A 14390-nucleotide genomic window follows, 5' to 3' on the forward strand; every position below is an offset into this window, starting at 1 on the left:
TCAGGGCTTCCTCGCCCGGAATAGTTAGCATGTTTTGGTTATTGGCGATCCTCGCCTACCTGCTCGGCTCTCTGTCCTTTGCCATTTTGCTCAGCCGCCTGACCGGTAACCCCGATCCGCGAATGAGTGGCTCGGGCAATGCCGGTGCCACCAACATGTTGCGCCTGGCCGGCAAGAAACTCGCCATCCTGACCCTGCTCGGCGACCTTTGCAAAGGCCTGCTGCCGGTACTGATTGCGCGTCTTGCGGGCCTTTCGCAGCAGGAACAGGCCTGGATCGGCGTCTATGCCGTCATCGGCCATCTGTTTCCATTGTACTTTCGCTTTCGCGGCGGCAAGGGTGTCGCCACCGCTGCCGGCATGTTGCTGGGGCTATACCCGCCTGCAGCCCTTCTGGCGGTCTGCGCCTGGCTCTTGACGTTCTACCTGACCCGCACCAGCTCCCTGGCGGCCCTCATCGCCACACCGTTGACCTTGCCGTTGCTGGCCTGGCAAGAACCGGCCGCCCTGCTGCCCATGAGCGCGCTCACAGGGCTGATCGTCTGGCGTCATCGTGGCAATCTACGCGACCTGTTTGCCGGGCGCGAACGGCATTTTTAAAGGCCGGACATGAGCATCGCTCATCACAATGCGGTCAACTGCTCCATCGGCCAACGCGCCTGCACGCTGATTGCCAGGCTTTCCTGCTGACCGGCCTGCAAACGCTGGCAGCCGGCAAAGGCGATCATCGCGCCGTTATCGGTGCAGAACTGCGCACGGGCATAAAATACATCGCCCTTCATGTCACCGAGCATTTTTTCCAGGGAAGTGCGCAACGCCTTGTTGGCACTGACGCCTCCAGCGATCACCAGGCGCTTCATGCCCGCGGCCTTCAGGGCACGCTTGCACTTGATGGTCAAAGTCTCCACCACGGCCTGCTGGAACGCCAGCGAGATGTCGCAACGGGCTTGCTCGCCGTCGTCCCCGGTGCTGACGCACTGTTGCCAGGTGTTCAACGCAAAGGTTTTCAGGCCACTGAAGCTGAAGTCCAGGCCCGGGCGGTCGCACATCGGACGCGGGAAGACGAAACGTCCTGCAACGCCCTGTTCTGCAAGGCGAGCAATCTCAGGCCCACCCGGATAATTGAGGCCCATCATCTTGGCCGTCTTGTCGAAGGCTTCGCCGGCAGCGTCATCCAGGGTCTCGCCCAGGAGCGTGTACTGACCGATTCCGTCGACCTGAACCAGTTGCGTATGACCACCCGACACCAACAAAGCGACGAACGGAAATTCCGGCGGTTGCGACTCCAGCATCGGCGCCAGCAAATGGCCTTCCATGTGATGCACGCCGAGGGCCGGAATGCCCCAGGCAAAGGCCAGCGCCTGAGCACAGGAAGCCCCTACCAACAACGCACCGACCAGGCCAGGACCCGCGGTGTAGGCGATCGCATCGATCTCGGTCGGCACGCAGTCGGCCTCGGCCAACACCTGACGAATCAAGGGCAGCATGCGTTTGACGTGATCGCGCGAAGCCAGCTCCGGCACCACGCCACCATAGGCTCGGTGCAGGTCGATCTGACTGAACAGCGCGTCGGCCAGCAGGCCGCGTTCACTGTCATACAATGCGACACCGGTTTCGTCGCAGGAGGTTTCTAATCCCAGTACTAGCATGGGTTTGCGCCTTGTGTAGGCTGAATTCGAAGGCGCGCATAATAGTCGTCGCGTGATGCCCCGACCAGCGGTTTTCGATCAGAGGCTTTGCATTCCGAGCGATGAGGGGTTAACATCCGCAACCCTTAAAAACCGACGTCTTCAAGTGCTCTTTTGCCGCGAGGATGTTGACCCCGGTAATGAATGAAGGTAGCTCTGGATGCCAGCCGTCAAAGTAAAAGAGAACGAACCCTTCGACGTAGCTCTGCGTCGTTTCAAGCGCTCCTGCGAAAAAGCCGGTGTACTGGCTGAAGTTCGTAGCCGCGAATTTTACGAGAAGCCAACTTCTGAGCGTAAGCGCAAAGCAGCAGCCGCTGTTAAGCGTCACGCCAAGAAAGTTCAGCGCGAACAGCGCCGCGCCGTTCGTCTGTACTAATACACAGACGATCGTAGCAAGCTTCTGCCAAGCCCGGCCCTCAGCCGGGCTTATGGCATTTGCGTAAAACGCTTGATGCTTCACTGTCAAAGCCGCAGACGCGACCGAGACAAATCTGCTTCACCGCGTCAGACCTGGCTCTTTTGCCAGCGGTGCACGTCTTTTCTGACGAGCCTTTCAAGGCTACTGACGAGCACACCCACTGATTCCTCTCACGACGATCAGCCCAAGGCACCTGCTTGCGTGCCAAATGATGAGCTATCCGGGGCCTGTGATTGGCCGCAGCGGATTCAGCGCAACACATTCAAACAGTCGAATACTGATTGGCATTAACGTCAGCGGATTTTCGGCAGATACACTTCCCGAGAACGATTACGCAGACGACACTGGTCGAGCCGCACACTTTGCGCGCCTCAAACAATGACCGCCGTTCGGTCGCCGTACGTTACGGACCCCTTTCAGCGCAGATGACGAGAACGCCATGGCCGGGCTAATTCCCCAGAGCTTCATTGACGACCTTCTGAACCGCACCGACATCGTCGACGTGGTCAGCTCGCGCCTGCAATTGAAAAAGGCCGGCAAGAACCACACCGCCTGCTGCCCGTTCCACAAGGAAAAGACTCCGTCGTTCAGCGTCAGCCCCGACAAGCAGTTCTATTACTGCTTCGGCTGCGGCGCTGGCGGCAACGCCCTCGGCTTCATCATGGACCACGACAACCTGGATTTCGTCCAGGCTGTCGAAGAACTGGCCAAAGCCGCCGGCATGGAAATCCCCCGGGAAGAAAGCGGCCGGCCGCATAAACCGCGACAGCCGACCGATTCGCCGCTATATCCGCTACTAAGCGCCGCTGCCGACTTCTATCGCCAGGCCCTCAAAAGCCATCCATCGCGCAAGGCCGCCGTGGAATACCTCAAAGGTCGCGGGCTGACCGGCGAAATCGCCCGGGACTTCGGCCTGGGCTTTGCCCCGCCCGGCTGGGACAACCTGTTCAAGCACTTGAGCAGCGATACCCTGCAACAAAAAGCCATGATCGATGCCGGCCTGCTGATCGAAAACGCCGAAAGCGGTAAACGCTACGACCGCTTCCGCGACCGCGTGATGTTTCCGATCCGCGACAGTCGCGGTCGCGTCATCGCCTTCGGCGGCCGGGTATTGGGCGACGACAAACCGAAATACCTGAACTCCCCGGAAACCCCGGTTTTCCATAAAGGCCAGGAACTCTACGGCCTGTACGAAGCGCGCAAGACCAACCGCAACCTCGACGAGATCATCGTCGTCGAGGGTTACATGGACGTCATTGCCCTGGCCCAGCAAGGCCTGCGCAATGCCGTCGCGACCCTGGGCACCGCCACCAGCGAAGAACACCTCAAGCGGCTGTTTCGCGTCGTGCCCAGCGTGCTGTTCTGCTTCGACGGCGACCAGGCCGGCCGCAATGCGGCATGGCGAGCACTGGAGGCGACACTTTCGAGCCTGCAGGACGGTCGTCGCGCACGCTTTCTGTTCCTGCCCGAAGGCGAGGACCCGGACACCCTGGTCCGCTCCGAGGGCACCGATGCCTTCCGCGCAAGGATCAACCAGCACGCGCAGCCACTGGCCGATTACTTCTTCCAGCAACTGACGGAAGAAGCCGACCCGCGGTCGCTTGAAGGCAAGGCCCACATGGCCACCCTCGCCGCGCCGCTGATCGACAAAGTCCCGGGCGCCAACCTGCGCACCCTGATGCGTCAACGCCTGAGCGAAATCACCGGCCTGAGCGGCGAAGCGATGAGCCAGCTGGCACAAAGCGCCCCGCAAGAAGCGCCACCGGCCTACGACCCGGGCATCGATTACGACGCGATGCCCGATTACAGCGACTATCATCAGCCGCAGGCACAGGAAATGTATGTGCCGCAACAGGAATGGACGCCGAAGAAACCCGGTGCAGGAGGCAAGAAATGGGACAAGAAACCGTGGGACAAGAATGGCAAACGAGGCGGTGATCGCGATCAACCCCGCGCACCACGGGTCCCCGCCGCCGTAGAACCACCGACCCTCGCCGCCTTGCGCACGTTGCTGCACCACCCGCAACTGGCCGAAAAAGTCGAGGATGCCGGCCACTTCGCCGCCGAGGATCACACCAACACGCAATTGCTGGTGGCGCTGCTCGAAGCTGTGCAGAAGAATCCCAAGCTAAACTCAATTCAACTGATTGCGCGTTGGCACGGCACAGAACAAGGCCGCTTGCTCAAGGCCCTGGCGGAAAAGGAATGGCTGATTGATGGAGATAACCTTGAACAACAGTTTTTCGACACCATTACTAGCTTGTCAGCCCGCCAACGCGAGCGAAATCTGGAACAACTTCTGCGAAAAGCGCGTCAAAGCGAATTGTCCAGCGAAGAGAAAAATCAACTGCGCGACCTCTTGAGTCGCAATGTTTCCGCATCAAACCCGACCTCAACTGGCGCGTGAGGTCATAGCTCAGGTATAATCCTCGGCTTGTTTTTTGCCCGCCAAGACCTTCAGTGGATAGGGTGTTATGTCCGGAAAAGCGCAACAGCAGTCTCGTATCAAAGAGTTGATCACACTTGGTCGTGAGCAGGGCTACCTGACTTACGCGGAGGTCAACGACCACCTGCCGGAGGATATTTCAGATCCGGAACAGGTGGAAGACATCATCCGCATGATCAATGACATGGGGATCAACGTATTCGAGGTTGCGCCAGATAAGGATTCCCTTATGCTGGCCGACGCCGATACCGACGAAGCCGCAGCCGAAGAGGCCGCTGCAGCGTTGGCTGCGGTCGAGACCGACATTGGTCGCACCACCGACCCGGTGCGCATGTACATGCGCGAAATGGGTACGGTAGAGCTCCTCACACGTGAAGGCGAAATCGAAATCGCCAAGCGTATTGAAGAGGGCATCCGTGAAGTGATGAGCGCAATCGCGCACTTCCCTGGCACGGTTGACCATATCCTCTCCGAGTACACCCGCGTCACCTCCGAAGGTGGTCGCCTGTCCGACGTCCTGAGCGGTTACATCGACCCGGACGACGGCATTGCGCCGCCTGCCGCCGAAGTGCCACCGCCGATCGATCCGAAAGCCGTGAAAGCGGATGACGATACCGACGACGATGACGCCGAAGCTTCGGATGACGAAGAAGAAGCCGAAAGCGGTCCGGATCCGATCATCGCCGCACAGCGCTTTGGCGCTGTGGCCGATCAGATGGAAATCACCCGCAAGGCCCTGAAAAAGCACGGTCGCAACAACAAGGCAGCGATTGCCGAGCTGTTGGCCCTGGCCGAGCTGTTCATGCCGATCAAACTGGTGCCGAAGCAATTCGAAGGCCTGGTCGAGCGTGTTCGCAGTGCCCTGGATCGCCTGCGTCAGCAAGAGCGCGCAATCATGCAGCTCTGCGTTCGTGATGCACGCATGCCGCGTGCCGACTTCCTGCGCCAGTTCCCGGGCAACGAAGTCGACGAAAGCTGGAGTGACGCCCTGGCCAAAGGCAAAGGCAAATATGCTGAAGCCATTGGTCGCCTGCAGCCGGACATCATCCGTTGCCAGCAGAAGCTGACCGCGCTGGAAACCGAAACCGGTTTGACCATCGCTGAAATCAAGGACATCAACCGTCGCATGTCGATCGGTGAGGCCAAGGCCCGCCGCGCGAAGAAAGAGATGGTTGAAGCCAACTTGCGTCTGGTGATCTCGATCGCCAAGAAGTACACCAACCGTGGCCTGCAATTCCTCGATCTGATCCAGGAAGGCAACATCGGCTTGATGAAAGCGGTAGACAAGTTCGAATACCGTCGCGGCTACAAGTTCTCGACTTATGCCACCTGGTGGATCCGTCAGGCGATCACTCGCTCGATCGCCGACCAGGCCCGCACCATCCGTATTCCGGTGCACATGATCGAGACGATCAACAAGCTCAACCGCATTTCCCGCCAGATGCTGCAGGAAATGGGTCGCGAACCGACCCCGGAAGAGCTGGGCGAACGCATGGAAATGCCTGAGGACAAGATCCGCAAGGTATTGAAGATCGCTAAAGAGCCGATCTCCATGGAAACCCCGATCGGTGATGACGAAGACTCCCATCTGGGTGACTTCATCGAAGACTCGACCATGCAGTCGCCAATCGATGTTGCAACCGTTGAGAGCCTTAAAGAAGCGACTCGCGAAGTGCTGTCCGGCCTAACTGCCCGTGAAGCCAAGGTACTGCGCATGCGCTTCGGTATCGACATGAATACCGACCACACCCTCGAAGAGGTTGGTAAGCAGTTCGACGTGACCCGTGAGCGGATTCGTCAGATCGAAGCCAAGGCGCTGCGCAAGCTGCGCCACCCGACGAGAAGCGAGCATCTGCGCTCCTTCCTCGACGAGTGATACCAAAACCCCCGGCCCAGGCCGGGGGTTTTGTTTTATGGCAGATTAATATCTACGCACCTCCCCCTCCGCCCCGTAGCCCGTCTACACTCGAAACAATCCCCAGAGCCATAACGAGACCGTTATGCCCAGACTGCCGACCGTGCTTTTTTTGCTGTCGCTGATGACCTGGACCGCAACGGCTGGCGCGCTGACTCTAACCGACGAAGAACGTAGCTGGCTGGCGGCTCACCCGGAATTGCGCCTGGGTGTCGATGCGTCGTGGCCACCCTTCGAGTTTCGTGACGATGAGGGCCGCTACCAGGGCCTTGCCGCGGATTACATCGAGGTCATCCGCAAAAGGCTGGCAACCCGACTCACGCCCATCGAGCCGGTGAGCTGGACCGCCGTCCTGGAGCAGGCCAAAAAGGGCAAGCTGGACCTGCTGCCGGGCATCATGTCGACCCCGGAACGCCAGAAATACCTGTCATTCACCCGTCCCTATCTGGATTTTCCGATTGTCATCCTGGCCCATGTCGGGGGCCCCCAGCCACATAACCTGAAAGAACTGTACGGCCTGAAAATCGCCGTGGTGGAAAACTACGCCCCCCACGAACTGCTGCGCAGCCACCATCCCGACTTGAATCTGGTGGCGATGCCCAACATCAGTTCGGCGCTGCAGGCGCTGGCCACAGACGAAGTGGACGCCGTGGTAGGCGATTTGGCTTCAAGCGTCTGGAGCCTGCGCCAACTCAAGCTCGATGGGTTGTATGTCAGCGGTGAAACGCCCTATCGCTATCAACTGGCCATGGGTGTGCCCCGCAACAACAAAATGCTGGTCGGCATTCTCGACAAAGTCCTGGCGGACATGAGCCCCGCTGAAATCAGTGCCATCCAGGGGCATTGGGTCGGCAACGTCCTCGATCATCGAACTTTCTGGAGTGACCTGCTGGTGTATGGCCTGCCCGGATTGCTGCTGCTGACTGTCGTACTGGCGGTGGTTATCCGCATCAACCGCCGCTTGAGCTCGGAAATCGCCCGCCGAGTCGACCTTGAACAGGAACTGCGCAGCAGCGAATACCACTACCGTGGCCTGGTGGAGAGCCTGTCGGCCATCGCCTGGGAAGCAAAAGTCACGGACTTCACCTACAGCTATGTATCGCCCCACGCCGAAGACCTTCTCGGTTATCCCCTGTCCCACTGGCTGATTCCGGGCTTCTGGCGCAACATCATTCACCCCGCCGATCTGACCCGCGCCCAGACCTTCTGCGACCACGAAGTGCTGGCAGGGCGCGACCACCGCCTTGATTACCGAGTAATCACCGCCGACGGCCGTTGCCTTTGGGTGCGCGACATCGTCAGCCTGATTGAACACGGGCATGAACCGGTGTTGCGCGGTTTGATGATCGACATCACCGACGCCAAGCGCACCGAAGAAGCGTTGCGTCTGTCGGAACAGAAATTCGCTTCCGTGTTCCAGCAGTGCCCGGACATTCTGGTGATCGCCCGCCTGAGCGACGGTTGCCTGCTTGAAGTCAACGAAGCGTTCGAAGAACAGATCGGCCTCAAGGCCGAGGACGTCATTGGCCAGACCGCCACCAACCTGAACATCTGGGGAATTCCCGGTGTCGGGCCGGGCCTGCTGCAACGTTTGCAGGCCGGCAGCATCCGCAACCTGGAAATGCCCTTTCGTCGCAGCAACGGCCAGGTGTTTACCGGCCTGATCTCCGCCGAACCGTTCGACCTCGACATGACACCGGCGCTGGTGGTCGTGGTGCGGGACATCACTCCACTCAAAGAAACCCAGCAACAGCTGCAAACGTCTGAAGAGAAATTCGCCAAGGCCTTCCACGCCTCCCCCGACGGTTTGCTGCTGTCGCGCCAAAGCGATGGCTTGCTGTTGGAGGTCAACGAGGGTTTCAGCCGCATCACCGGGTTCAACAGCGCCATGTCGGTGGATCGTTCGGCGCTGGACCTGGGGATCTGGGTCAACCTCAATGAACGCAAGCAAATGCTCGACCTGCTGCACCGCGACGGCTTTGTCCGTGACTTCAGCTGCCATATCCGCCGCAGCGACGGGCAGATCCGCCTCTGTGAAGTATCCAGCCGTCCGCTGCCGATTGGCGATGAGGACTGCATGTTGACCATCGCCCGGGACATCACCGAGCGGCACCTGATGCAGGAAAAACTGCAACAGGCCGCCACCGTGTTCGAAAGCACCGCCGAAGGCGTGCTGATCACCGATACCCAACAGCACATCAGCGCGGTCAACCGTGCATTCAGCGAAATCACTGGTTACAGTGAAAGCGAAGCCCTGGGCCACACGCCACGCCTGCTCGCCTCGGGCCTGCATGACAGCGCGTTCTACGCCGCCATGTGGCACCAATTGACCGCCGAAGGCCACTGGCAAGGTGAAATTTCCAACCGGCGCAAGAATGGCGAGCTGTACCCCAGCTGGTTGACCATCAGTGCCGTGCGCAACCGCGAGAAGTTCATCACCCACTTTGTCGCGGTGTTCGCCGACATTTCCAGCCTCAAGCACGCCCAGGCCAAACTCGACTACCAGGCGCACCACGACCCGCTGACCGGCCTGCCGAACCGCACACTGTTCGAAAGCCGCCTGCTGACGGCGCTTAACAGCCAGCAGGAAAACGGCGGCCAGGGCGCGGTGCTGTTCCTCGACCTCGACCGCTTCAAGCACATCAACGACAGCCTCGGCCACCCGGTCGGCGACCTGTTGCTCAAGGGCATTGCCGTGCGCCTCAAGGAGCAGCTGCGTGACATCGACACCGTGGCGCGCCTGGGGGGTGACGAGTTCATTATCCTGCTGCCGGGCCTGCAACAATCCAGCGATGCCGACCACATCGCCACCAAACTGCTCAATTGTTTCGCCGCGCCGTTCCAGGCCGGCGAACACGAGTTCTTCATCAGTGCCAGCATCGGCACCAGCCTCTATCCGAAGGATGGCTGTGACGTTGCCACACTGATCAAGAACGCCGACGCCGCGATGTACCGCTCCAAGGCCAAGGGCCGCAACCGTGTCGAAAGCTACACCCGCGACCTCACAGCCCAGGCCAGCGAACGCGTGGCGCTGGAACACGAACTGCGCCGCGCCATCGAGCGCAACGAATTGCACCTGTACTACCAACCGAAAATCAGCCTCGAAGACTACAGCCTGGTCGGCGCCGAAGCCCTGATCCGCTGGCGTCATCCGACCTTTGGCGACGTGCCGCGGGAACACTTCATCCCGTTGGCTGAAGAAAACGGCATGATCCTGCAAATCGGCGACTGGGTTCTGGAAACCGCCTGCCGGCAGATGGCCGAATGGCACCGGCTGTACGAAAGTCCCGGCCCGCTGTCGGTCAACCTGGCCGGCGCCCAACTGCGCCAACCCAACCTGGTGGGCCGCATCGAACAGTTACTCAAGGACAACGGCCTCAACCCCGGTTTCCTGCAACTGGAAATCACCGAAAACTTCATCATGAGCCAGGCAGAAGAAGCGCTGGCGGTGCTGCATCAACTCAAACAACTGGGCGTGCAACTGGCCATCGACGACTTCGGCACCGGCTACTCGTCCCTGAGTTACCTCAAGCGCCTGCCGCTGGACATCCTCAAGATCGACCAGTCCTTCGTCCGCGGCCTGCCGGACGATCCCCACGATGCGGCGATCGTACGCGCCATCATCGCGCTCGGGCGCAGCATGCAATTCACCGTGATTGCCGAAGGGGTCGAGACCCTGGCGCAACAGCAATTCCTCGCTGCCGAGGGTTGCGAACAAATCCAGGGCTACATTGTCAGCCTGCCCCTGCCCCCCGACGAATTCGCCGCGACGTTTCTTCGTACAACCGTAATGGCTTTTTCGGATGGCACAGCAGCGAAACCGTCGTTATAATCCGCGACCTACTGAGGGCCTATAGCTCAGTTGGTTAGAGCAGAGGACTCATAATCCTTTGGTCCACGGTTCAAGTCCGTGTGGGCCCACCAAACAAGAAAGCCGCGTTTTTACGCGGCTTTTTCGTATCTGGTCGGTGGGAGCGACTGGAACTCTTCAGCTGGAATAACTACAGCCCCATTTCAAGCCCTTCGGCCCACTTCGTACGCAGCTGGCGCGCCACCAATGAAAAACCGGCCAACTCGCATGTTTTACAGCCTCACATCAATCCAAGTCACATCATCGTCTACATCGGTGATTTCAATGGCAGGAGCTGCAAGCACGCCATCCTGTCGAGCATCGGTCAGCTCCGCCCAAAAGCCATCCGTTGCGAACACCAGGCGCTCGCCTGCAGCCACTGAACGGAAAACAAAATCTGGATCCGGGGAACGGTTGGCCCTATAGCAACGGGTAATCAGATTGCGGGCCGGATCAAGCGCCAGCTCCCGATGTGATCGGTCACGCTTCCAGTTCGCCTTGCAATGCGGCGGTGTGAACCACTCGATTCCAGCCTCCGCGCTGGCAAAGCCACATGAGCAGTCACCCTCATATGCAAGGGTGAGCTGCCCATGAGAAACAACACCGACCAAGTAGCTTGTTGTACCGGTCTGCTTAGCAAAAAGGGGGGGGGTGTAAATCTGTAAGCACAGACCTTAGCAACTGCTCGACGGCACCATGAGTAGAATCTTCAACACCCTGATTGATAAGGGCCTGGTAGGCATCCATCACTGCTTGCACAAATCCATGAGCCAACTGGCCACTACCTGGCTGCGAAGTGCCATCCACGACAACAAACAACCCCCTGACGCCATCGAATACCGCGCCAGCGCAATCATGGTTGGCTTCCCGGGCTCGCCCTTTTACCGATCTGATTTCGTATCTCATGCGAGCAGGCTCAGATCCTTCATACGCTGATGGATGAGCCTGCCACGAGCGGGGTTTGCCCGAACCGAGCCTGAGCTTTGAATCGCATAGTCGATACCACTGAGCCTAAACAGGTCGCCAACTCCCTTGGCGATGAACTGCAGCAATTCAGTCTCCGCCCCTCGGACCTCCTCCAACAGCTCCGGACGTCCATCAATCAGGATAACGATGTCCTCGACATCCTTGTGATAAGGATCGCCTTCTCCGCGCCCACTGAAGGCTTCCAGCTTCGTAGCAAGAAAGTAAGTCGACTTGAAGATCTGTATCTCTAGACCACTGGGCAGCGCGAACTTCACAGCTTGAGCGAGCCCTTCCACGAACCAGCGGTTCGCATAGCCGAGAACAGCCGGATCTGAAGGCATCACGTCGACGATGACATCGTTGAAACGAAATCGACAGTTGACCTCGTCCTCCCCTGTGATTTTGAATTTTTTGGCCGCCAGGCGCTCTGTGAGGCGTTGCCAGGCACTTACACCAGCCAACTCGATTACCAAGTCAACGTCATCAGTAAACCGGATGTCATCCATGACAGCGGTGTCGGTCACCAGCATTGCCGTCGTGCATCCACCAACAAAGGCAACTTCAGCCAATAAATCTTTGCCCAGACCTTCAGCCACGTACTCGATCAGCTCGTAATTGTGGTCAGCATTTGATGCCATCTTATTTCAGACCCATCCCTGCCTTGAGTATGTTGACCGCTACTGCGCACTCTCTCGGTCCACCAACGCGGATCGCATCAACGAGCGCCAAGTAATGATAAAGCGTCCTGTCCTTCTTCACCGCGTCTGGAACGGTTTTGTAGAGCGGCTCAATCGCCTGACCGCGCTCACTCCCAAAAGCATCAGGCCAAACTGGAATGAGCCCACCAGCGCTCTTGAGGTTCTTGGACAGCGCTGGCGCTGCAAAGCCGGTGGGAATGCCGCGAACAATTGCACCTAGCTTTACCGGGTAAAAGTATTTGAGGGCATGCTCCGTGATTTTCACGAGCTCTCGGCGGTTCACCTTCGGGAGAGAGGTGTCGTAGTCGTTGGTGAGCAACCCCGCCTCACGACACCGTGCCATTGAGTTCGAAACCTCACTTTTACTCAGGCCAAGAGATGCCGAGAGTGCACGCAAGGAGTAACTTTCAATCCAGCTTGACACTTGGGGGGACGGAACCGCGTCCGACCACCCCTCCCACTTGTCAGCATCACCCATGGGGGTATCAAGCTCCTGCACGCGATAAACTGTGTCTTCAGGGTCTGGATTGTGAGCAGCCAATGCGCGCCCCACCGGATCGCCAGCCACCATTGATGGACTCACACTGGGTTCCAGTAGCGTTTCAAATAAATCCGCCATTGACTCCGATTCCATTCTTCCAAATAGCTTCTCCTCCTGCGCGTGAAGGCTAGCCATTTTAAAAAGAAGCAAAATATCTTGACTCTTCATGAACTCAAAAAGCCCCACTGTCCACATTCCATAAAACGTGGACACTTATCGCATAAGAAAAGTTTTACAGTCAAGCCATTTTACGACCACCCTGATTATTGTGCTGGTACTCAATGGAGGCTGTACGACCGACCTGGGCTTACACGTCAAACTAAAAGGCCGCATTCAGATGTGGCTTTTTTGCCTGATTGTTTGGTTTTGTTTACTTAAGGTGTCGAAATATCGGATGACGCCTTAGGACCTTGTAGGCAAACTCCGAATCTTGCTTTTGGGCACTTTGCCGCCTTGTTGCGCTTTTCTTTGACGGGATAGTCTCCGGACGTCGCTGACCAATCAGCGATCGGGCTTGGAAACCCGTCGAACCTTAACGCAACAGCGCGCAATCATGACAACAGGCGTTTTTACGCCTGCAATCGTGTGTCATGGCGGCTGTGCGTGGGACGCCTTCGGGCGTGCCGGTTCCTTGGTTCCCGGTTTTCCAACCTGCGTACAGCTGCCACCCATTCGCTTGGAAACGAACGTGACAGCTCCTCGAACCTTGGAGTGACACCATGACTAAAACAGATGCATCTGCAATTTCAGAACTAAAAACCGTCGGCTTCACCCCCTTCCTGTTTCTCTCGGACCAACCACTATTCCACGTCTGCCGCAACGTCCCCATCGCCGACGCCCTGGCCCAAGCCTCCGACCTGCTCTACCTCGCCAAATCCCTGACCGTGGACGCCGCCTACGCCCAAGACTCCGACCGCCACGCCTGGGCCGCGCACTACCTGACGACGATGAGCAAAGCGGTGATTGATGATGTGGTGAAGGTGCTGACGCGCAGACCTGCCGGAGCAAGCAAGTAAGCAAACCAATGAACGTGTAGGAGCGAGCTTGCTCGCGAAAAAACCACTGGCGATGCTGATACCTGGTTTTTCGCGTTATCGTTCACGACCTTCGCGAGCAAGCTCGCTCCTACAATGTATGCACGCGCTGCTCGGGCCAGATCCGCTCAAGCACCTCACCCATCAACACCACCTCATACGTATCCGCCGCCCGCCCCCATTGCTCCACAAGAACCATCCCGTCCACCAGCGCCGCAGCCAATTCGGCAATCGTCTCGGCCTGGTCCTCGATAATTTTTTGCGTCCGCCCCCACACCCGATCAGTCGTCGCTTTAAGCTCCGCCGTTATGCGCTCGCTCGACGCTGGATCGGTATCCGGGTAGACGATGTTGCGCAGCAGATGCTGAAGCTCCCTGATTTTTGCGTAGTCCTGCTCCGCCCCCTGCTCACCTTTGAGGATGGCGGTGGCTTTGGGCTTATCGACGTGTTTTGCGGCTGAAGGTTTTGAGGGGAATGTCTGCGCCATGGCGCCAGCCAGGAGCACCATCATCCGGGCTTCCAGATGTTCCTTCATGGCATCTATCGACGAAATCGGCCGCACCAGGGTAATGGAGGCCCCACCCTGGTGGCGCAAATCCTTGGTCACTGTCAGGGTCACGCCGCCCGTTTCAAAGCCCAGGGCGCGGGCCACCACGTAGTGCCCCATTTCGTGATGGGCGATCTGCAATGCGCGGTCGCGTACAGCGGCAGGCAGGTTCGTCGTCATGTCCATTGCCTCGGATCCTTCGTTCTCGCATTCGACTACGAGTGACGGTCGCTGTCCATCCTGTCGCCCCGCACAATCAATAATGTAGGAGCGAGCTTGCTCGCGATG

11 protein-coding genes and 1 tRNA gene are annotated in these 14390 nt (G+C 58.6%); 8 read left to right on the top strand and 4 right to left on the bottom strand.

Annotated elements, in window-relative coordinates:
- The first annotated feature begins 29 nt into the window (after positions 1-29).
- The gene (gene plsY / locus AC07W4_RS05475; RefSeq protein ID WP_008051600.1) at positions 30-599 is read left to right on the top strand and encodes a glycerol-3-phosphate 1-O-acyltransferase PlsY; all 570 of its coding nucleotides are present in this window, start codon (positions 30-32) and stop codon (positions 597-599) included.
- A gap of 23 nt (positions 600-622) precedes the next feature.
- On the opposite strand, the gene tsaD is transcribed toward plsY, so the two are convergent.
- Positions 623-1648: a tRNA (adenosine(37)-N6)-threonylcarbamoyltransferase complex transferase subunit TsaD gene (tsaD, locus tag AC07W4_RS05480; RefSeq protein ID WP_008051598.1), complete on the bottom strand. Its 1026-nt coding sequence runs from the start codon at positions 1646-1648 to the stop codon at positions 623-625.
- A 199-nt stretch (positions 1649-1847) separates the two neighbouring features.
- Here tsaD and rpsU point away from each other — a divergent pair, with 199 nt between their 5' ends.
- The 6 genes from rpsU to AC07W4_RS05510 all read left to right on the top strand — a co-directional run bounded on the left by rpsU (position 1848) and on the right by AC07W4_RS05510 (position 10699).
- Positions 1848-2063 carry a 30S ribosomal protein S21 gene (gene rpsU, locus AC07W4_RS05485; RefSeq protein ID WP_002551877.1) on the top strand — a complete coding sequence of 72 codons (216 nt, stop codon included), beginning with the start codon at positions 1848-1850 and terminating at the stop codon, positions 2061-2063.
- Between the two features lie 481 nt (positions 2064-2544).
- Entirely contained in the window at positions 2545-4512 is a 1968-nt protein-coding gene (gene dnaG / locus AC07W4_RS05490) for a DNA primase (RefSeq protein ID WP_495031766.1), read from the top strand.
- A 67-nt stretch (positions 4513-4579) separates the two neighbouring features.
- Complete coding sequence (gene rpoD / locus AC07W4_RS05495; RefSeq protein WP_008051596.1) at positions 4580-6427, top strand: RNA polymerase sigma factor RpoD; 1848 nt, start codon at positions 4580-4582, stop codon at positions 6425-6427.
- Positions 6428-6551: 124 nt separating this feature from the next.
- Positions 6552-10298, top strand: coding sequence for a bifunctional diguanylate cyclase/phosphodiesterase (locus AC07W4_RS05500; RefSeq protein ID WP_495031767.1), 3747 nt, complete (start codon positions 6552-6554; stop codon positions 10296-10298).
- Positions 10299-10313: 15 nt separating this feature from the next.
- Positions 10314-10390 (top strand) — tRNA-Ile (locus AC07W4_RS05505).
- On the top strand, positions 10379-10699 hold the full coding sequence (locus AC07W4_RS05510; protein ID WP_495031768.1) for a hypothetical protein: 321 nt from the start codon (positions 10379-10381) through the stop codon (positions 10697-10699). The genes AC07W4_RS05505 and AC07W4_RS05510 overlap by 12 nt, the downstream gene beginning before the upstream one ends.
- Positions 10700-11218: 519 nt before the next feature.
- Here AC07W4_RS05510 and AC07W4_RS05515 read toward each other — a convergent pair.
- Together AC07W4_RS05515 and AC07W4_RS05520 are read right to left on the bottom strand one after the other, a co-directional pair.
- Positions 11219-11920 (bottom strand): hypothetical protein, encoded by a 702-nt coding sequence (locus tag AC07W4_RS05515; RefSeq protein WP_495031769.1) that lies wholly within the window; start codon positions 11918-11920, stop codon positions 11219-11221.
- A gap of 1 nt (position 11921) precedes the next feature.
- Entirely contained in the window at positions 11922-12716 is a 795-nt protein-coding gene (locus tag AC07W4_RS05520; protein ID WP_495031852.1) for a MarR family transcriptional regulator, read from the bottom strand.
- A gap of 524 nt (positions 12717-13240) precedes the next feature.
- Between AC07W4_RS05520 and AC07W4_RS05525 the strand changes: the two genes are divergently transcribed.
- Complete coding sequence (locus AC07W4_RS05525) at positions 13241-13537, top strand: DUF3077 domain-containing protein (RefSeq protein WP_495031770.1); 297 nt, start codon at positions 13241-13243, stop codon at positions 13535-13537.
- Between the two features lie 109 nt (positions 13538-13646).
- Here AC07W4_RS05525 and AC07W4_RS05530 read toward each other — a convergent pair whose 3' ends face one another.
- Entirely contained in the window at positions 13647-14282 is a 636-nt protein-coding gene (locus tag AC07W4_RS05530) for a zinc metalloprotease (RefSeq protein WP_495031853.1), read from the bottom strand.
- Between the last annotated feature and the right edge of the window lie 108 nt (positions 14283-14390).

Source organism: Pseudomonas sp. GW821-FHT02A08 (assembly GCF_059422045.1).